The following is an 18,944-nucleotide window of genomic DNA, read 5'->3' on the forward strand; positions in this document are numbered from 1 at the left end:
AGCCAGACACCGGGTGCGAAGAATCCAACCACCGCAACACCTGCGGCACCACTCACCCTGACACTGACCCGCACGCTACGGCGGGCCGCGGTCCGGGACAAGGGCACGGCGCCGACGACGGCGCGGCCTCCCGCTGCACGTCCCTCTCCCGGTGCGGGATCATGGAGGTCCCGAGGGACCGCGCCACGGCCGTCCCGCCCTGTCAGGAGGACCACCGTGCCCAAGAGCAAGCCCCGCAAGAAGGCCGCCGCCAAGAAGAAGCAGCAGCGGCGGGAGTTCCACGCCGCGGCACGCGACGTCGCGATCGAGGGCTACCCCCAGGGCACGTGGGACGACGACGCCCAGGAGCTGCTGACCTCCCGCGGCTGGGTGGCCTACCGCGACCTGGAGATGGACCAGCTCGGCGACGGCTGGGAGTGGCTGCCCTCGCAGCTGCCGCTGGACGCCGGCGTGGGCGGCGAGCCCGGGCCCACGTCGGTCTTCCCCAACGTGGAAGGTGGCTACGACGTGGAGCTCGCCAGCGCCAACGGGACCGTGGACCCCGACCGCTCAGGCCACTACGACACGCTCGAGGACCTGGCCGCCGACCTCGACGTCCTGGAGGCGTGGCGCGTCCCGGTGGGCGAGTACGTGCTGCCGGACTCCCCCAGCTTCTCGGCGAACACGCCGTGGGAGATCTGCCAGCTCTACGCCGGGGGGATGATCGACCACTGGGAGCTCGTGGCGGACCTGCTCCACTTCCCCTACGAGGAGACGGCGGAGGGCTTCGCCGCGGTCGAGCGCGCCCACAGGGGCGGGTTCATCCCGACGATCCTCTTCGACGCGATCGTCCGGGGCCGCGCCGCCTGACCCGGCCCTGCGCCTGGTCCTCCGCCGAGTCCCCTCTGAGGCGGCAATCCCCCAGGTGACCGCCTGGGGGATTGCCGCCTCAGAGGGGACTCGGCGTGGTGGGTCGGCCGTTCGCCCCACGGGGTGGGCTGTGCTCAGCGGCCCGAGCTGGGAGGCGAAGACCTCCTGCTGTGCGTTCCGCCGACCACGGTGACGGGCCGGATGCGCAGGAGCTCGAGCGCGCAGGATGCACCCTCCGGCGCGCTGCGTCCAGCTCCCTGACACGTGCCGTCACCGGAGTACTCCGGCCGTCGCATCCTGCGCAGTCCGGCGCATTCGCCCTAGCCTGGGCCCACTCGGCCCACCACGACCGATCTGGTCTCCGCTCCGATCCCCGCTGTTCCCCACTCCATCCGAAAGGCGCGCCGTGCGTTCTCTCATCGTCCTGGCCGTGATCGGCTTCTTCGCCCAGCTCGTCGACGGCTCCCTGGGCATGGCCTACGGGGTCACCTCCACCTCCCTGCTGCTGCTGGCCGGTATCGCCCCGGCCTCGGCCTCGGCCATCGTGCACCTGTCGGAGGTCGGCACCACCCTGGTCTCGGGGGCCGCGCACTGGAAGTTCGGCAACGTCGACTGGCGGGTCGTGGGCATCATGGCCGTGCCCGGCGGGATCGCGGCGTTCTTCGGCGCCCACGTCCTGGTGAACCTCGACGGCGACGCCGCCAAGCCGGTCGTCTCCACCATCCTGCTGGGGCTGGGCGTCTACGTCCTGTACCGCTTCCTGCGCCTGCCCACCTCGCAGCCCTCCTTCCAGGGCCGGCTGCCCAAGCGCCTGCTCGTGCCCCTGGCCGCGGCCGCCGGGGCCCTGGACGCCGTCGGCGGCGGCGGGTGGGGCCCGGTGGGCACCCCGACCCTGCTGGCCTCGGGCAAGATCGCCCCGCGCAAGGTGATCGGCTCCATCGACACCTCCGAGTTCGTGGTGGCCCTGGGCGCCTCCCTCGGGTTCCTCACCGGACTCGGCGCGGCCGGAATCGACTTCGCCTGGGTCCTGGCGCTGCTGGCCGGGGGTGTCGTCGCCGCCCCGATCGCCGCGTGGCTGGTGCGCCACCTGGCCCCCCGCATCCTCGCCGTGGCCGCGGGCGGACTGATCATCTGGACCAACACCCGCACCCTCGTCAACACCGACACCGGCCAGGCCCTGGTCGGGTCCGGTGGAACGGTGCTCCTGGGCGCTCTCTTCGTCGCCTGGATCGCCCTGGTCGTGTGGGCCGTGCGCCGCGAGCTGCGCACCCGCGCCGAGGAGCGCGCCGGACGGGACGTCAGCACCCCGGTCGAGGCCTGAGCCCGGGGAGGACGGCTCCGCCATGAGCCTGCTGCCCGGGCCCGCTGATCATGGTCCTGGGGTTCATGGCCCTTCTCGCGGCCTTCCGCGACCCCGGTGCCCTCGCCACCTCCACCGGCCAGGCCGGCACCGCATGGACGGGCCCGGGTCAGAGCCCCCTGCCCGAGGGCGACACCAGGATCTTCACGGCGGTCTCGTTGCGGTGGATGAGCGTGTCGAACCCCTCGTCGACCAGCCCCTCCAGCCCGATCTTCCCGGTGATGAACGGCGTGAGCTGGATCTTGCCCGACTCCACCAGCTCGATCACCGGCGGATGGGAGTTGACGTACGCGATGGTGCCGCGTGTGTCGATCTCCTTCATCACCAGCTTGAACATGTCGAAGTCGGCGCGGTGGCCCCAGATCGCGATCACGACCAGCACCCCGGTGGGCCGCAGCGCCTCCATGAGGGTGTCGAGGACCGGCTGGACGCTGCTGCACTCGAACGCCACGTCCGCGCCCCGGCCGCCGGTGAGCCTGCGGACCTCCTCGACGACGTCCACCTCGCGGGGGTCCAGCGCGTGGTCGGCCACCCCGGTCTCCAGGGCCTTCTGCCGCCGCAGCGGGCTGAGCTCCGACACGACCACGGTGACGCCGAGGGCCTTGAGCACGGCGGAGGTGAGCAGCCCGATGGGCCCGGCGCCGCCGACCAGGGCGACGTCGCCCGCCGAGGCCCCGGAGCGCTGGACGGCGTGGTACCCCACGGACAGCGGCTCGATGAGGGCGGCCTCGTCCAGGGGCACCGAGTCCGCGATGGGGTGCACCCAGCGGCGCTGGACGGCGATCTTCTCGCCGAGGCCGCCGCCGCGGCCGCTCAGGCCGATGAACCCCAGGCCCTCGGACAGGTGGTAGTCCGTGCTCTCCGGGCCGGTGTCGACGTCGTCGCGGATGATGTAGGGCTCGACGACGACGTGCTGGCCGACCTCGATGTCGTCGACCCCCTCCCCCACGGCGTAGACGACCCCGGAGAACTCGTGGCCCAGGGTCACGGGCAGCGTCTCGCCGGAGGTCGGGTGGGGCTGCCCCGGCTGGGGGCAGAAGATCGGGCCCTCGAGGTACTCGTGCAGGTCGGTGCCGCAGATCCCGCACCAGGCCACGTCGATGCCGACGGTGCCGGGGGTGACCTCGGGCTCGGGCAGGTCGTCGATCCGGATGTCCCCGCGTCCGTAGTAGCGCGCCGCTCTCATGGCTTCCCCTCACGTCGACGGACGCGGACGTCCCACGCCCAGGGCCCATGCTAGAGCGGGACGGGGCGCTCCCGGGCCGGTCCCGGGCGGATTACGGCCGGCCCGTTCCCCAGAGCCGGACCGAGCGCACGAGGCACAGGCCCACCGTCCCGGCCAGGCAGGCGCAGACCGCGGCCGAGGCCCCCAGCAGCCACGGGGCGCCCAGGGTGGTGCCGAGCGCGAGCAGGCCCAGGCTCATCGTGCCGACGGGGAACGTGAAGCTCCACCAGCTCAGGCTGAACGTCATACCCCGCTGCAGGGCGCCGGCGGTCACCCGGAGGGCGACGCCCGCGGCCACCGCGCCCAGGGACAGCGCCAGGACGCTGTAGCCGACGGCCAGCTCATGCAGCACGGCGAGCGCCCCCGGCGGGAGCAGCCGGTCCGCCTCGGCCAGGACGAAGTTCGCGGCGGCCGTGGACTGCCCGGCGACCCCCAGCGGGATCCAGATCGCCGGCGAGCCCTGCAGCGGCAGCGCATGGCCGCGCGCCAGTCGGCCGTAGGCGAGGGCGAACACGACGGTCCCCAGGGACAGCGCCAGCACGAACAGCGCGCCGCACAGCAGGAGCACCGCCGACGCCGCGGTCGGCGGCAGCGTGCCCGCGAGCACCGCGCCGCCGGAGGCTGAGACCATGGGCGGGACCACCGGCAGCGCCCACACGGGCGTCGGGGCCCCGCGCCCGGCGGGCCCGGCGGCGAGCAGCCGCACCGGGTGTGCCACGGCGGTCACCACGCCGAGCAGCGTGCCGGCCGCCCACAGGGCCCACGCGGCGGCCGTCGCCGTCGCCGGCAGGTGTGGTCCCGCGACCGCCAGGGTCGCGGACCCCACGGCGAGCAGGCCCATGGACACGGCGCCGTAGAAGGGGGCGACGGCCAGGTCCGCGACGGTGGCCCGGAACCGGTCGGGGCGCCGGAGCGCGTGGCGCAGGAAGGTGCCGCCGACCGCCGCGAGGACCAGCCACGCCAGCGCCAGGAGCAGGAGCGCCGGCCCGTGCAGGACCGGCACCGCGGCGGCGAGGCCCTGGGTGCAGGTCGCGAGGATGCCGGTGCCCATGGCCGCCGGGAACCAGGCGGGCCCCACGTGCTCCACGGCGGACCACGACAGCCCGCGCGCACGCGCCGGGGCATTGCGCGCGCAGTCCGGGGTGCCGACGACGACGCCGGGGGTCACGGGGAGGCTCATGGTTCTCACTGTGCCCCCGGCCCGGGCGGGCCGGTAGAGGCCCTGCGCCTGTGCACCCACAACCGTCGGTTGTGGGTGCACAGGCGCAGGGCGCGACCGCTAGGCGCGGTGTGCCCGCTTCTTCAGGGGATTGGTCTCGCGGGACAGGGCGACGGCGGCACCGGAGATCACGAACATCACGGTGACGTAGATGGCGAGGTTCGTGGTGCCCACTTCGGGCGAGGTGAGCCGCACGGCGATCAGCGGGGCCACGCCGGCGCCGATGATGGAGCTGAGCTGGAAGGACAGCGAGGTGCCGGTGTAGCGGGCGTTCGTGGCGAACTTCTCGGACAGGAACGCCCCGATGGGCCCGTACATCGAAGCCTGGATGATCGGGTTGCCCAGCATGAACGCCAGGCCGATCCAGAGCGGCTCACCGGTGTTGAACATGGCGAACATCGGCCAGATGGCGACGGCGGAGAAGATCGCCCCGCCGATCATCACCTTCTTGCGGCCGATCCGGTCGGACAGGGCCGCGAAGGCGGGAATGGTGAAGATGTGGAAGAAGCTGGAGAAGGTCAGCAGCATCAGCGCCTCCGAGCGGGGGATCCACTCGTTGATCACGGAGACGTAGGTGACCATGAACCCGGCGAGCAGGCCCTGCACGAACAGCGGCGCCGCACCGCCCAGCGCACCCAGCAGGACCTCCTTGGGGTACGTGGTGACCATGAGCTTGATCGGGACACCGGTGTGGACGTCCCCGGACTCGCGGGCGGCCTCGAACTCGGGGGACTCCTTGACCCGGGCCCGCAGGTACAGGCCCACGGCCACGACGATCACCGACAGCAGGAAGGGCACCCGCCAGCCCCAGGAGTAGAACTGGTCGTCGGGCAGGGTGGCGAACAGCGTCAGCACGAGGGTCGACAGCACCGCTCCGGTCGGACCCCCGGCCACGGACAGCGAGGCGCCGAAGCCCTTGTTCCTGGCGCTGGAGTGCTCCATGGCCATGAGGGTGGCGCCGGCCCACTCCCCGCCCACCGCGATCCCCTGGATCACGCGCAGGGTGACCAGCAGGATGGGCGCGGCCACGCCGATGGTCGCGTAGGTCGGCATCAGGCCGATGCACAGGGACACCACGCCCATCATCATGAGCGTGATGAACAGCATGTTCTTGCGGCCGAACCTGTCGCCGAAGTGGCCGAACAGCACCCCGCCCAGCGGGCGGGTCAGGTAGCCCGCCAGCAGCGTGGCGAAGGCCAGGAGCTGGCCCAGGACAGGGTCCACGCTGCTGAAGAACAGCGGCGGGAACACCAGCCCCGCGGCGGCGGTGTAGAGGAGGAAGTCGTAGTACTCCACGCTGCTCCCGAGGAAGCTCGAGAGGACGGCGCGGCGGCTGTCCTTGCGCTCCTCCTCGGTCTTGGGCGTGTGGGTGACGGGCGCGTCCGGCGCGGCGACCGCGTGGTCCTGGGTCATGGCGTGGCTCCGTGTCTGAGTGGTCGGGCGGAGAGCCGACGGCGGTCCCGGGCCCCGGCACTGCGGTGGCGCCCCCGGGAGGGGCCGCTGCGCGGGGCATCAGGCCCGGCGGAGAGGATGTGATCCCCGCCACATCCGTCGGCCGGACACCATTCCACCCCATTTGATTGAGAAAATCAACAGTTAATTATTTCCATTGGTGAGCTATTCATCCATATGACGGTCTCGGAGGCCCTCGGTCACGATGGACCACGGCGGCTCCTGCCCGGCGGGGCCATGCAGGCGGCGCCGCGCCGTGGGATCATGGCCGTCATGCCGATCGCCCGCCGCCTGCCCGCCCTCGAGGAGCTGGAGACCGCCCACCTGGCCGCGGAGCTGGGCAGCGTGGGCGCGGCCGCGCGGGAGCTGGGCATCAGCCAGCAGGCGGCCAGCCACCGGATCCGCGCCGTGGAGCAGCGCCTGGGCCTGGCGCTCTTCACCCGCTCGCCGCGCGGGGTGGTGACCACGGCGCGGGCCACCCCGGTGATGGAGTGGATCGGGGACCTGCTCCGCGCCGCCGAGAACCTGGCCGAGGGCGTGGCCACCGTCTCCGGGCGCGGTCACGCCACCGTGGCGACGTCCATGACGATCGCCGAGTACGTCCTGCCCGCCTGGATCATGGCGCTGCGCGCCCAGCGCCCCGGCCTGGAGGTCTCGGTCACCACGGGCAACACGGACGAGGTCATCGCGGCCGTGCTCGCCGACGAGGTGCAGCTGGGCTTCGTCGAGGGCCCGGCCGCCCCGCCCACGGTGGAGCGGCTGCCCTTCGCCGAGGACGAGCTCGTGCTCGTCGTCCCGCCCGGTCACGCCTGGGCGGAACGGGAGAGCATCCCGCAGGAGGAGCTGCGGCGGACCCCGCTGGTGCTCCGCGAGGCCGGCTCGGGCACCCGGCAGACCCTCGAGGCGGCCCTGCCCGGCCTGGTCCCCCCGCTCGTGGAGCTGGGCACCACCGCCGCGGTCAAGGCGGCCGCGCTCGCCGGGTGCCGCCCGACCGTGCTGTCCCGGCTGGCCGTGCACCACGAGCTCGACGACGGCCGCCTGGTCGCCGTCCCGGTCGAGGGCCTGGACCTCACCCGGTCCCTGCAGGTGATCCGCCGCCCGGACCGGCCCGTCCGCGGCGCCGCCGCCGACCTGCTGGAGATCGCCCTGCGGGGCCGCGCGGCGCCCGGGCGCTGAGCCCGGCCGTGCCACAGGACGGCGGGAGCGGGCTGCGAACGACACGTGCGCGGCCCGCCGCCGCCGGCCCCCGGACGGGGAGCGCCGCTAGTACGTCAGCCCGAAGCCGAAGGGGAACAGCTCCCCGTCGGTGGTCTCCGCGTACCCGGGGAGGTCGCTGTACTGCTCCTCGATCGCCTTCCGCGTCCCGGCGAGGGCGAACGGCATCCTGCCCTGGGGGCCGACCCTCCCGGAGAGGACGTCGAGCAGGGCGGTGTCGCTCATGCCGAACCCGGCGACGATCGCGCCGGCGTCGCGCAGGCCGCTGGCCTCGTCGAGCACGAAGGGCTGGCGGAAGTAGACGTGGAGGATCACCTTGGACGGGTCGTCGACCTCCCGCATGACCTGCTGGATCGTGTCCAGGGACGGGGTGACCTCCCAGGACCCGGAGGCGGCCATGCTGGTGAAGTCGAGGCTGCTCGCCTCCCAGGGGAAGGAGCCGCCGAACCGCAGGCCGCTGTCGGTGCACGTCTCGGCACCCTGGGCCACGCATGCGTCGGCGGCGCCGTACGGGCTCTGCCCGTCGAGGCCCTTCACCCCCGGCAGGACGACCGGGTTGGTGTGCTCCGGGTTCATCCCGGTGGCCGGGTCGTCGCTGGCGTAGGCGCCCGTGCCGGTGTTCCTGGCCGACACCGAGATCAGCACGTGGTCGCTGCCCGCCGCGCTGGGACGGTCGGCGGGGCTCTCGGTGTTGCCGTCGGTCACGTCGTAGCCGTAGCTCTCGACCGTCTCCGCGGTGAAGTCGCCCAGGACGTAGACCTCGGCGCCCTCCTTCAGCGGCAGCGCCCTGTCCCCCGCCGACGTCTGCCGGTTCTGCAGCAGCACGGCGGACTTGCGCTGCAGGTCCAGGCCCACCTCGCGGTGCGCCTCGCTGCCCACGACGCCGTCGGCGGCCGGCGCGTCCACGTAGGGGTTCTCGAACAGGCCCATCCAGAACATCGGCTCGACCAGGCGCCCGGCGGCCTAGGTCACGCGCTCCTCGGTCACCAGGCCGTCCCGGACCAGGTCGGTGATGGTGGCCACGTCGTGGAACCCGGACAGCGTGTCGGTGCCGCCATTGACGGCCGCCGCGACGCGCTCGGGGACGGTGCTCTCCTCCAGGCCCCAGGCGCGGTCGGTGATGATGCCGGTGTCCGAGTTGACGTAGCCCTGGAAGCCGAGCTTCTCCCGCAGGAGCTCGTTGACGATCTGGCCGGAGAAGGCCATGCCGGTCCGGTCGTAGGCCACCCCGTCGTGGGTCACGCCCATCGGCACGCCGTAGTAGGGCATGATCGAGGACACTCCGGCGGCGATCGCGGCCTCGAAGGGCTTGAGGTGGTACCCGAAGGCGTCGCCCGGGTACACCTGGGTCTTGCCGAAGGAGTAGTGCGGGTCCAGGCCCAGCTCCTGCGGTCCGCCGCCGGGGAAGTGCTTCATGGTCAGCGCCACCGAGGTGTCGGGGCTCAGGGACTGCCCGTCCTCGTCGACCGGGCCCTGCAGGCCCTCCACGAGGCTGCCCATGATGTTCGCGCTGAGGCCGGCGTCCTCGGTGAACGTCTCGTGCGTGCGGTACCACCGCGGCTCGGTCGAGAGGTCGGCCATGTAGCCGTACATCCCGCGCAGCCCGATCGAGGCCCACTCCGCGCCCATGACCTCCGTGAAGTCCTCCACCACGGACATGTCCCCGGTGGTCGGGGCCCCGCCCGTCCGGGCCGCCTCCTCGCCCAGGGCGGCGGCGGCGAGGCCGGCCTCCTTGGGGAAGGCCGTGAAGGCGCCGGCGGACTCGTTGATGCCGGCGCGGGCGTCCGGGTCGATGTGGTTGCGCGCGTTGGACTTGTAGAGCACCGGGATGCCCAGCCGGGTGGCCTCGCCCAGCTCCTGGACGGAGTTCATGTACTCCGCGGCCTCCCGCGGCGTGACGCTCGTGGTGGCCCGGAAGCCGTCGCCGGGCTCGCCGCACACCGCCTTGTCCTCGCTGGTGACAGTGTTGCGGAAGATGAAACGGTGCATCTTCTGGGTCTCGACGTAGTCGGCGGCCGAGGCCCCCAGGGTCCCGCGGGTGCCGGTCGCCGGGTCGCACTCGGCGTTGAGGGTGTCGATCAGCATGAGGCCGGCCTTCTCCTCCAGCGTCATCCGGGAGACGAGATCGGCCCCGCGCTCCCCGGCCGGGAGGCGCCAGTCCTCGTAGGGGTCCAGCACGCCGTTGTCGTTGAGGTCCTTGAAGGTCCGGCCCTTGACCGTGATGGTGTCCTTGACGCGCGCGCCGAGCTCCGGCGGCTTCCCGTGGTTGCCCTCGTCGCGGCCCGAGGACGCGGCCGCCCGGTCACCGCCGCCCGCGTGGCCCGGCGGCGGGACGACGGCGGCCGCGGTCACGGCGAGGGACAGCGGAACGGCGACGGCGGCCAGGGCGAGGCCCCGGCCCCGCCTGCGCGTGGAGGATCGTGTCATGGCGTGGCTTTCCTGTGAGCGCCGGCCCGGGGGCGACCGCCTGCTGGACGGTCACCCCCGGCGTGCCGGCCGGGGATCGGACACCCCCACCGTGACCCGGCTCACAGGGCGGCCTCCACGGGTTGCCGCGAGTTGCCTCACACGCGGCCGGCGGGGGCGGCGGTCACCGGCGCGCGGCGGGGGCCCCGGGCTCCTCGTCCGTGGCCCCCGGCTCCGCGCCCGGGGCGCGCGGCGCCTCGCGGAGCGACCGCAGCGCCCGGGCGGCCTCGGCCACCATGTCCTCGACGGGCTGGTCGATGTCCAGCTCGTACCCGTTCTCGTCCTCGGCCAGCAGCTCGAGGTCCTCCACCTGGGACACCAGCAGGGACGCCGGCATGAAGTGCCCGCTGCGGCCCTCGAGCCGCGACGCCAGGACGTCCACCGTGCCGTGCAGGTGCAGGAACACGACGCCGGGCGCGGCGCGGCGGATGCGGTCCCGGTAGCGGCGCTTGAGCGCGGAGCAGGCCAGGACCAGGCCGGTGCCGGCCTCCTCCGCCGCGCGCAGCCGCTCCCCCACGACGTCCAGCCAGGGCCAGCGGTCGTCGTCGGTCAGCGGCGTGCCCGAGGCCATCTTCCTGACGTTCCCGAGGGGGTGCAGGCTGTCCGCGTCGAGGAAGGGCACCCCCGAGGCGTCGGCCACGAGCGCCCCGACGGTCGTCTTGCCCGCCCCGGACACGCCCATGACCACCACGAGGGGCACGGGGGCCGCCGCCTCCGCCCCGCTCACCAGTCGTGGACCGTGCCGTCGGCCAGCCGGTTGTACGGCAGGTAGGCGTTCGCGTACTCGTACTTGGCGGCCTCGTCCTCGTCGATCTCCACGCCCAGGCCGGGGGTGTCGCTGGGGTGCAGCAGCCCGCCGGAGAAGGTCATGGACTGCCGGAACACCGCGTCGGTCTTCTCGGAGTGCGGCATGTACTCCTGCAGCCCGAAGTTGTGGATGGCCATGCCCACGTGCATCTGGGCGGCCAGGCCCACCGGGGAGACGTCGGTGGGGCCGTGGAAGCCGGACTTGATCTGGTACATCGCGGCGAGGTCCATGACCTTCTTGAGCGGGCTGATGCCGCCGAAGTGGGTCGAGGCGCACCGGACGTAGTCGATGAGCTGCTCCTGGATGAGGTCCTTGATGTCCCACACGGTGTTGAACACCTCGCCGATGGCCAGGGGCGTGGTGGTGTGCCGGCGCACCAGGCGCAGGGCCTCCTGGTTCTCGGCGGGGGTGCAGTCCTCCAGCCAGAAGAGGTCGTAGGGCTCGAGGGACTTGCCGAGCTTGGCGGCCTGCAGCGGAGTCATGCGGTGGTGGCCGTCGTGGAGCAGGATCATCTCGGGGCCGAACTCGTTGCGGACCCCCTCGAACACCGTGGGGATGTGGCGCATGTAGGCGCGGGTGTCCCAGTCCTCCTCGGCCGGCAGCGCCGCGCGCTGGGCGGGCTCGTAGTCGTAGCGCTCGCCGGAGGCCTGGGGCTGGGCGGCCACGCCGTAGAGGGCGGTGATGCCCGGGACCGAGGACTGCACGCGGATCGCGGTGTAGCCGTGCTCCTGCTCCGCGCGGATCGAGTCGAAGATCTCCTCGAGGTCCCGCCCGGAGGCGTGCCCGTAGGTGGACAGCCCGCGGCGCGAGGCGCCGCCCAGCAGCTGGTAGACCGGCAGGCCTGCGACCTTGCCCTTGATGTCCCACAGGGCCATGTCCACGGCGGCGATCGCGGCCATGGTGACCGGGCCGCGGCGCCAGTAGCCGGAGCGGTAGAGGAACTGCCAGGTGTCCTCGATGTTCGCGGGGTCGCGGCCGATCAGCAGCGGCGCCACGTGGTCGGACAGGTAGGTCGCCACGGCGAGCTCGCGGCCGTTCAGGGTCGCGTCCCCGATGCCGGTGATCCCCTCGTCGGTGGTGATCTTCAGGGTGACGAAGTTGCGGGTGGGGCTGGTCACGATGACCTTGGCCTCGGTGATCTTCATGGTCTTCCTTTCCTGGGAGGTCTGGGGGCGCGGCTCAGCGCAGGTCCGCGGCGAGGGCGGCCACGAGGTCGACGACGTCGTCCCGCTCGGCGAGCTCCCGGTCCAGCAGGGCCAGGAGCGCCCGGACGCGGGCCCGGCCCGTGCCCGCGGCGGCCGCCAGGACCTGGTCGGCGGCGGCGTCGTCCAGCTCCGTGCGCCCCTCGAGGAACACGGTCCAGGCCGCGATCATCCGGGCGGCGGCCGTCCCCGGGCGGCCGGCCTCCCGCTCGGCGCGCAGCACGGGCACGGCGCGCATCTGCAGCTTGGCGGAGCCGTCGGCGGCGATCTGGGCGAGGTGGTGGGCGATCCGGGGGTTGGCGAAGCGCTCGAGCAGGGCCGCGCGGTAGGCGGGGACGTCCAGGCCCGGCGCGGTGAGGTGCTGCTGCGCCTCGTCCCAGAACTGCTCCACCCACTGCCGGCAGACGGGGTCCGCGAGGGCCTCGGCCACGGTGGCGTGCCCGCGCAGCTGCCCGGCGTAGGCCATCAGCGAGTGCGCGCCGTTGAGCAGCCACAGCTTGCGGCGCTCGAAGGCCTCGATGTCGTCCACGAACACCGCCCCGGCCCGCTCCCACGCGGGGCGCCCGGCGGGGAACTCCCCGGACAGGACCCAGCTGCTGAACGGCTCGGTGACCACGGGCACCATGTCCGAGTACCCGGTCTCCCGGGCCACGGACCCGAGCACGGCGTCCTCGGTGCGCGGGGTGATCCGGTCGATCGAGGTCGCCACGAAGGAGACGGTGCGCTCGATCCACCCGCCGAGCCGGGGGTCCACGGCGGCGGCCAGGCCCTGCACGGCGTGGCGGGCGGCCAGGGCGTTGGCTGAGAGGTTGTCGCAGGAGACCACGGCCAGCGGACCGGCTCCGGCCCGGCGCCGCTCGGCGAGCCCCACGACGAGCTTGGCCGCCGGGGTGGCGGGCACGCCCACGGCGTCGAGCGCGAAGCCCCCGTCCCGGTAGGCCCGCCGCAGGAGCGCGAGGTCCGCGGCGACGGCCGGGCGCTGCGCGTCGAAGGCGAGGTGGGGTCCCAGCTGGTAGGCGGCCTCGGTCACGGTGAGGGTCACCACGGCGGTGCCCGGGGCGGCCAGCAGCTCCCAGAGGCGGCCGACGTCGTCGGCGGGCCGGGCCTCCACGAGGGCGGTCACGACCTCGTGCTCGTCGCCCTCCGGGCCGCGCTCGACGAGGGTGTAGAGCCCGTCCTGCTCCGTCAGCTGCTCCGCCACCGTGGCGGAGCGCCCGGTGAAGGAGACGTAGCCCCACTCGGGGTGGGCCGGGTCGGCCTCGGCGTGCTGGGTGTACCAGAGCTGGTGGGCGCGGTGGAAGGCCCCCAGGCCCAGGTGCACGAGCCGCGGCGGGGCCGCCGGGGCGCTGGGGAAGGTGCGGCGGTTCAGCGGACGCGGGTCCTGCCCGGCGGGGGTGCTCACAGCTTGAAGGCCCTTCTGGGTGCGGTGTCGACGACGTCGACGATGATCTCGACGGCCCGGTCCTCGGTGATGCGGTGCTCGGCCACGAGCCGGGCCAGGAAGGACGCCTCGGTGCGGCGGGAGGCGTCGTGCCGGGCGGGGATGGAGCAGAACGCGCGGGTGTCGTCGATGAACCCGGAGGAGCGGGAGAAGCCCGCCGTGCCCGTGACGGCGGAGCGGAAGCGGAGCATGGCGTCGGGCTCGTCGATGAACCACCACGGCGCGCCGACGAACACGGACGGGTAGAAGCCGGCCAGCGGGGCGATCTCCCGGGAGAACACGGTCTCGTCGATCGTGAACAGCACGAGGTGGAAGTCCTTCGCGGTGCCGAAGTCGGCCAGCAGCGGCTGCAGGGCGCGGGTGTACTCCATGGCGAAGGGGATGTCGTGTCCGGTGTCGGCGCCGTACCGGGCGAAGCTCTCCGGGGAGTGGTTGCGGAAGACGCCCGGGTGCAGGGTCATGACCAGCCCGTCCTCCACGGCCATCCGCGCGAACTGGTAGGTCATGTTCGCCTCGAACGCGTCGGCCTCCGCCGCGGTGGCCTCCCCGCGCAGGCCCTTCTCGAACAGGCGGGCGGCCTCGGCGGGGTCCATCCGCAGCGCCCGGGCGGTGAGCGTGCCGTGGTCGGCGGAGACGGCGCCGTGCGCGATGAAGTGCTGCCGCCGGTTCGCCAGAGCGCGCAGGTAGCCCTCGTAGCCCGCAGCCCCGTCCCCGGCGGTGTCCACGAGCCGCTGCGCCTTCTCGGCGAAGCCCGCCCCGTGGAACTTGACGTACGCGTCGGGCCGGAAGGTCGGCAGCACCCGCCCCGCGAACGTCTCGTCCGCGGCGAGGCGGGCGTGGGCGGCGAGGTCGTCCAGCGGGTCGTCCGTGGTGGCGAGGACCTCGATGCCGAAGCGCTCGAACAGCTGCCGGGGCCGGAAGCCGGGATCCTCGACGAGCGCCTGGAGCCGGTCGTAGAGCTCGTCGGCGTGCTCCTCGTCGATCCGGGAGTCGTCGACGCCGAGCACGTTGACGAACTCCGACCGCAGCCAGTACCCGGAGGCGGTGCCGTCGAAGAGGTCCCAGTGGCGGCAGAAGATCCGCCACGCCTCGCGGGGGTCCGCGTCCTTGCCGCGCCCCACCCGCAGGTCGGACAGGTCCACGCCGTTGGCGTGCAGCAGCCGGGTGACGTAGTGGTCGGGGCTGATCAGCAGCTCGGTGGGGTCCGGGAACGGGGTGTTGTCCGCGAGGACCGCCGCGTCCACGTGGCCGTGCGGGGACACGATCGGCAGGTCCTCGACCAGGGCCAGGAGGCTGCGGGCAATGGCCCGGGTGCCCGGGTCCGCGGGCAGGAGGCGGTCGGGGTGGGCTGCGATCGACGCTGACATGCCTCCATGACAGCGGCCCGTCCCGGCTCAGGACAACGAGTTGCCGGTTGTTGCTGGTGGCAGGGCGCTCGACTCCCGCACCACGAGACGGGTCGGCAGGACCATGGGCCTGCTCGCGGTCGGGGAGGCGCCGCGGGTCATGGCCAGGAGGTTGGTGACGGCGGTGGCCCCCAGCGCCTGCATCGGGGCCGCGACCGAGGTCAGCGAGGGGCTGACGAGGTCGAGGCCCTGGATGTTGTCGAAGCCCACCACGGCGACGTCCTCGGGGACCCGCACCCCGTGCCGGCGCATCTCCCGGAGGAAGCCCAGCGCCATGAGGTCGTTGTAGAGGATCACGGCCGGGCAGCGGTGCTCGAGCCACCTCAGGGCCGCCTGCGCGCCGCCGTCGCTGGTCGGCTCGAAGGGGCCCGTCCGCTGCACCTTCAGCTCCAGCTCCATGGCGGACTCGCGCAGGGCGCGCCAGCGCATGCCGTCGGCCCACGACGCCTCGGGGCCGGCGACGTAGAGGATGCTGCGCCGCCCGGCGCCGGCCAGGTGCTCGGCGGCGCGGCGCATGCCGCGGGGGTTGTCGGGGACGACGGACGCGACGCCCTTGACGGCTCGGTTCACGATGATGGTGGGCTTCTGCTTGGCCATCATGCGGATCGAGGAGTCCGACATCCGCGAGCTGGTGAGCAGGATGCCGTCGACCATCGGCAGGGTCCGCTCCAGCGCCTCCCGCTCCTTGCGGTCCGACTCGTGGGTGTGGGCGAGCAGGATGATGTACCCCGCCTCCGCGGCGGCCTCCTCGGCGCCGCGGATGAGGTCGAAGTACGCCGGGTTGGAGATGTCGGAGACGACCAGGGCGATCATGTTCGTGCGCCGGTCCCGCTCTGACCCCGACCGGGAGACGGACCTGGCGCGGTAGCCGAGCTCCTCGGCCACGGCCCGCACCCGCTCGGCGGTCTCATAGGAGACCCGTCCGGGCCGCGCGAAGGTCCGGGAGACGGTGGACGGGGCCACGCCCGCGACCCGGGCGACGTCGTAGACGGTGGGCCCGCCGGTCCTCTGCCCCCGGGACCCGGCGCCGGGCTCCCCGTCGCTGCCCTGGCCTGTGCTCATGGGGTCCGATTCTCGCCCCTCGGAGGAGCCGTGGCAACAAGAGGCAACCACCGGGTCCCGGCCCGTGCCCGGCATCACACTGGATGTGCGCCGCCCCCGGGCGGCGTGTGTCGTACCCACGGGCACCTGCCCCGATGCCGCCCCCGGAAAGAGGAACTCATGCCGAGAGGCCGCCCATCCCACCGCCTGACGGCCGTGGCCGGACTGGCCCTGCTGCCGCTCGCCGGCTGCAGCGGGCTCGCCGAGGCGGACGGAGAGGGAAAGACCCTCATCCTGTCCCTGAACCAGACGGAGACCCACCCCTCGTACATCGCCCTCACCGAGTTCGGCGACCGCCTCGCCGAGCGCACGGACGGGCGCTGGGACGTCGAGGTGTACGCCAACGAGACCCTGGGGGCCCAGCAGGAGGTGATCCAGCTCGTCGGCGACGGCGCGGTGGACATGGCCGTGGCCTCCGGCACCCAGCTGGAGAACCTCAACGACGAGTTCCAGACGCTGAACCTGCCCACGGTCTTCGACGACATCGACCACCAGCTCGAGGTGGTCAACGACGACGCCGTGGTCGGCGGGCTGTTCACCTCGCTGGAGGACAGCAAGAACCTCACGGTCCTCGGCGGCCTCACCCAGGGCGCCCGCAACGTCTACACCGCCGAGGGGCCCGTGAAGCGCCCCGAGGACCTGGCGGGCCTGAAGATCCGGGTCCAGGAGTCGGACATCCACATCGACATGATCCGCGCGATGGGCGGGTCGGCGACCCCCATGTCCTACGGCGAGGTCTACACGGCCCTGCAGTCCGGTGTGCTCGACGGCGCGGAGAACAACGAGGTCTCCTACATGTCCCAGAAGCACAACGAGGTCGCCAAGCACATGGCCCGGACCGAGCACCTGATCGGTCTCGACTACGTGGTGATGAACACCGGCCTGCTCGAGGGCATGACGGAGCAGGACCGCACGGTCTTCGAGGAGGAGTGGGTGGCCGCCTCCGAGCACCACGCCGAGCTGTGGAAGACGGAGACCGAGAAGGCCATCGCCGCGGCCGAGGAGTCCGGGACCGTGTTCAACGACGTCGACGAGGCCGCCTTCGACGAGGCGCTCGCCCCCGTGGTGGACAAGTACCTGCAGACGGACTCCGCCCGGGAGCTCTACGACGAGGTGCGGAAGGCGGCCCAGGAGTGAGCGCGTTCAAGAAGGTCCTCGACACGCTGCTCGCCTGGCTGTGCATCGCCCTGTTCGCGGCGCTGGTGCTCGTGGTGACCTGGCAGGTCCTCAGCCGGCAGGTCCTCGGGGCCCCCAGCACCTGGTCCTCCACCGCGGCCCAGTACCTGTTCGTGTGGCTGTCCCTGTTCGGCACGGCCTACGTCTTCTCCGAGCGCGGCCACATCGCGGTGGACTTCGTCGCCCGCAAGGCCGGTCCGCGCGCCCAGCGGGTGGTCGGCGTCCTCACGCAGCTGGTCATCCTCTCCTTCGCGGGGTTCGTGCTCGTCTGGGGCGGTCTGCGCGGCGTGGGCCTGACCTGGAGCCAGAACGTGTCCGGGCTGCCCGTGACCGTGGGCCAGATGTACCTGGCCCTGCCGGTCTCGGGCGCGCTGATCGCGTTCTACGCGCTCTACCACCTCTACAAGATCGCCGTCGGCCGCGAGGCCGGGCTGCCCATCAACGAGGACGAGGAGATCGGCCGGCACACCTCGGCCGTCCCGCTCATCGCCTCCGAGGACCCGCGGCTCGGCCCCGGCACCGGTCCGGTCACCGGTCCCGGGACCGACCCAGAGAAAGGACGGTGAGGTCCCGTGGATCCCGCCATCATCGCCGGCATCATCCTCCTGGTCGGCATCGCCGTCCTGCTGGTCCTGGCCGTGCCGATCGCCGTCGCCGTCGGCATCTCGTCCTTCGTCGCCCTGGCCGTGGTCATCGGGGCGGAGCCGGCGGTCTTCGTGAGCTCCCAGCGGATGTTCACCGGCATCAACTCCTTCTCGCTGCTGGCCATCCCCTTCTTCATCCTGGCCGGTGAGCTCATGAACACCGGCGGCATCGCGGGCCGGCTCATCGACGCCGCCAAGGTCCTCGTGGGGCGCATGCCCGGCTCCCTGGCGCAGACCAACGTCGTGGCCAACGCCCTGTTCGGCTCCGTCTCGGGCGCGGCCGTGGCCTCGGCCGCCGCCATCGGCACGGTCATGGGCCCCCGGCAGCGCACGGAGGGCTACGAGCGGGCGTACTCCGCCGCCGTCAACGTGTCCTCCGCGCCCGCCGGGATGCTGATCCCGCCGTCGAACACCCTGATCGTCTACTCGCTGGTGTCCTCCACCTCGATCGCGACCCTGTTCATGGCCGGCTACGGCCCGGGCCTCCTCTGGGCCCTGACCTGCATGGCGGTCGTGTTCTTCTACACCCGGCGCCACCCCGTGGCCGCCGCCCACGAGCGGGTCCCCCTGGGCGTCGCCGTGCGGACGCTCCTGCGCGCGGTGCCGTCCCTGCTCATGATCGTCATCGTGATCGGCGGCATCCTCACCGGCATCTTCACCCCCACCGAGTCGGCGGTCATCGCGGTGCTGTACTGCCTGGCCCTCGGCGCGGCGTACCAGCAGATCCGGCTTCCGCAGCTGCCCCGCATCCTGCTGGACGCGGCGCGGACCAGCGCGATCGTCATGCTGCTCGTGGGGGTCTCCACGATCATGTCCTGGGTCATGTCCTACTCCAAGATCCCGCGGCTGATCTCCGACAGCCTCCTGGGCCTGACCGAGTCCCCCGCCGTGATCCTGCTCCTGATCCTGGTCATCCTGCTGGCCGTGGGGACGTTCATGGACCCGACCCCGGCCATCCTGATCTTCACGCCGATCTTCCTGCCGATCGTCAGCACCTTCGGGGTGGATCCCGTTCACTTCGGCCTGATCATCACGTTCAGCCTGTGCCTGGGCACCATCACCCCGCCGGTGGGCAACGTGCTGTTCGTCGGCGCGCGCGTGGCCGGCCTGCGCGTGGAGTCCGTCATCCGGGCGCTGGTGCCCTTCTTCGCCGCACTGATCCTGGCGCTGCTGGTGGTGGCCTTCGTCCCCCAGCTCAGCCTGTGGCTGCCCGGGGTCATGGGCCTCCTCGAATAGAGGACCCCGCCCGGTACGGAGCCCGGTACGGAGAAGGGCCACGCAGCGGTGCTGCGTGGCCCTTCTCCGCGTCCTGGGCGGGACGGATGGAGCGGTCTAGGAGACGACCTCGGAGCGGTCCCCGGACCACAGGGTGTGGAACAC

At 72.7% G+C, this 18,944-nt stretch carries 16 protein-coding genes; 6 read left to right on the forward strand and 10 right to left on the reverse strand.

Going from position 1 to position 18,944, the window contains the following annotated elements; genetic code table 11:
* Positions 1-216: 216 nt before the first annotated feature.
* Both IEW07_RS19500 and IEW07_RS19505 read left to right on the forward strand, forming a co-directional pair.
* The gene (locus tag IEW07_RS19500; RefSeq protein WP_188540276.1) at positions 217-849 is read left to right on the forward strand and encodes a hypothetical protein; all 633 of its coding nucleotides are present in this window, start codon (positions 217-219) and stop codon (positions 847-849) included.
* Positions 850-1,255: 406 nt separating this feature from the next.
* Positions 1,256-2,170 (forward strand): sulfite exporter TauE/SafE family protein, encoded by a 915-nt coding sequence (locus IEW07_RS19505; RefSeq protein WP_188540278.1) that lies wholly within the window; start codon positions 1,256-1,258, stop codon positions 2,168-2,170.
* A 148-nt stretch (positions 2,171-2,318) separates the two neighbouring features.
* On the opposite strand, the gene IEW07_RS19510 is transcribed toward IEW07_RS19505, so the two are convergent.
* The 3 genes from IEW07_RS19510 to IEW07_RS19520 form a co-directional block, all read right to left on the reverse strand.
* Positions 2,319-3,395, reverse strand: a complete 1,077-nt coding sequence (locus IEW07_RS19510; protein WP_188540279.1) for a 2,3-butanediol dehydrogenase — start codon at positions 3,393-3,395, stop codon at positions 2,319-2,321.
* Positions 3,396-3,486: 91 nt separating this feature from the next.
* Positions 3,487-4,614, reverse strand: a complete 1,128-nt coding sequence (locus IEW07_RS19515; RefSeq protein ID WP_188540280.1) for an SLAC1 family transporter — start codon at positions 4,612-4,614, stop codon at positions 3,487-3,489.
* A gap of 99 nt (positions 4,615-4,713) precedes the next feature.
* Complete coding sequence (locus IEW07_RS19520) at positions 4,714-6,066, reverse strand: MFS transporter (protein WP_188540281.1); 1,353 nt, start codon at positions 6,064-6,066, stop codon at positions 4,714-4,716.
* A 312-nt stretch (positions 6,067-6,378) separates the two neighbouring features.
* Between IEW07_RS19520 and IEW07_RS19525 the strand changes: the two genes are divergently transcribed.
* Positions 6,379-7,281: a LysR family transcriptional regulator gene (locus tag IEW07_RS19525; protein ID WP_188540282.1), complete on the forward strand. Its 903-nt coding sequence runs from the start codon at positions 6,379-6,381 to the stop codon at positions 7,279-7,281.
* A gap of 87 nt (positions 7,282-7,368) precedes the next feature.
* Here the strand turns inward: IEW07_RS19525 and IEW07_RS21260 are convergent, their stop codons facing one another.
* From IEW07_RS21260 to IEW07_RS19555, 7 genes are all read right to left on the reverse strand, one after another.
* The gene (locus IEW07_RS21260) at positions 7,369-8,250 is read right to left on the reverse strand and encodes a glycoside hydrolase family 3 C-terminal domain-containing protein (protein ID WP_229741991.1); all 882 of its coding nucleotides are present in this window, start codon (positions 8,248-8,250) and stop codon (positions 7,369-7,371) included.
* A 33-nt stretch (positions 8,251-8,283) separates the two neighbouring features.
* Positions 8,284-9,747 carry a glycoside hydrolase family 3 N-terminal domain-containing protein gene (locus IEW07_RS21265; RefSeq protein ID WP_229741992.1) on the reverse strand — a complete coding sequence of 488 codons (1,464 nt, stop codon included), beginning with the start codon at positions 9,745-9,747 and terminating at the stop codon, positions 8,284-8,286.
* A gap of 163 nt (positions 9,748-9,910) precedes the next feature.
* A complete protein-coding gene (locus IEW07_RS19535) occupies positions 9,911-10,513 on the reverse strand; it encodes a gluconokinase (RefSeq protein WP_229741993.1) in 603 nt (200 codons plus the stop codon).
* Positions 10,510-11,739 (reverse strand): D-mannonate dehydratase ManD, encoded by a 1,230-nt coding sequence (gene manD / locus IEW07_RS19540; RefSeq protein WP_188540283.1) that lies wholly within the window; start codon positions 11,737-11,739, stop codon positions 10,510-10,512. The genes IEW07_RS19535 and manD overlap by 4 nt, the downstream gene beginning before the upstream one ends.
* A gap of 34 nt (positions 11,740-11,773) precedes the next feature.
* A complete protein-coding gene (locus IEW07_RS19545; RefSeq protein ID WP_188540284.1) occupies positions 11,774-13,198 on the reverse strand; it encodes a mannitol dehydrogenase family protein in 1,425 nt (474 codons plus the stop codon).
* Entirely contained in the window at positions 13,195-14,604 is a 1,410-nt protein-coding gene (gene uxaC, locus IEW07_RS19550; protein ID WP_188540285.1) for a glucuronate isomerase, read from the reverse strand. The genes IEW07_RS19545 and uxaC overlap by 4 nt, the downstream gene beginning before the upstream one ends.
* A gap of 27 nt (positions 14,605-14,631) precedes the next feature.
* Positions 14,632-15,705, reverse strand: coding sequence for a LacI family DNA-binding transcriptional regulator (locus IEW07_RS19555; RefSeq protein WP_188540287.1), 1,074 nt, complete (start codon positions 15,703-15,705; stop codon positions 14,632-14,634).
* Between the two features lie 159 nt (positions 15,706-15,864).
* Between IEW07_RS19555 and IEW07_RS19560 the strand changes: the two genes are divergently transcribed.
* From IEW07_RS19560 to IEW07_RS19570, 3 genes are read left to right on the forward strand one after another with little or no spacing between them, the layout of a single operon-like run.
* The gene (locus IEW07_RS19560) at positions 15,865-16,881 is read left to right on the forward strand and encodes a TRAP transporter substrate-binding protein (RefSeq protein ID WP_188540289.1); all 1,017 of its coding nucleotides are present in this window, start codon (positions 15,865-15,867) and stop codon (positions 16,879-16,881) included.
* A complete protein-coding gene (locus IEW07_RS19565) occupies positions 16,878-17,486 on the forward strand; it encodes a TRAP transporter small permease (RefSeq protein WP_188540290.1) in 609 nt (202 codons plus the stop codon). Before IEW07_RS19560 ends, IEW07_RS19565 begins: the two co-directional genes overlap by 4 nt.
* A gap of 6 nt (positions 17,487-17,492) precedes the next feature.
* The gene (locus IEW07_RS19570) at positions 17,493-18,800 is read left to right on the forward strand and encodes a TRAP transporter large permease (protein WP_188540291.1); all 1,308 of its coding nucleotides are present in this window, start codon (positions 17,493-17,495) and stop codon (positions 18,798-18,800) included.
* The last annotated feature ends 144 nt before the right edge of the window (positions 18,801-18,944 follow it).

The sequence above is a fragment of the Kocuria dechangensis genome (assembly GCF_014636775.1).
GTDB classification, from domain to species: domain Bacteria; phylum Actinomycetota; class Actinomycetes; order Actinomycetales; family Micrococcaceae; genus Kocuria; species Kocuria dechangensis.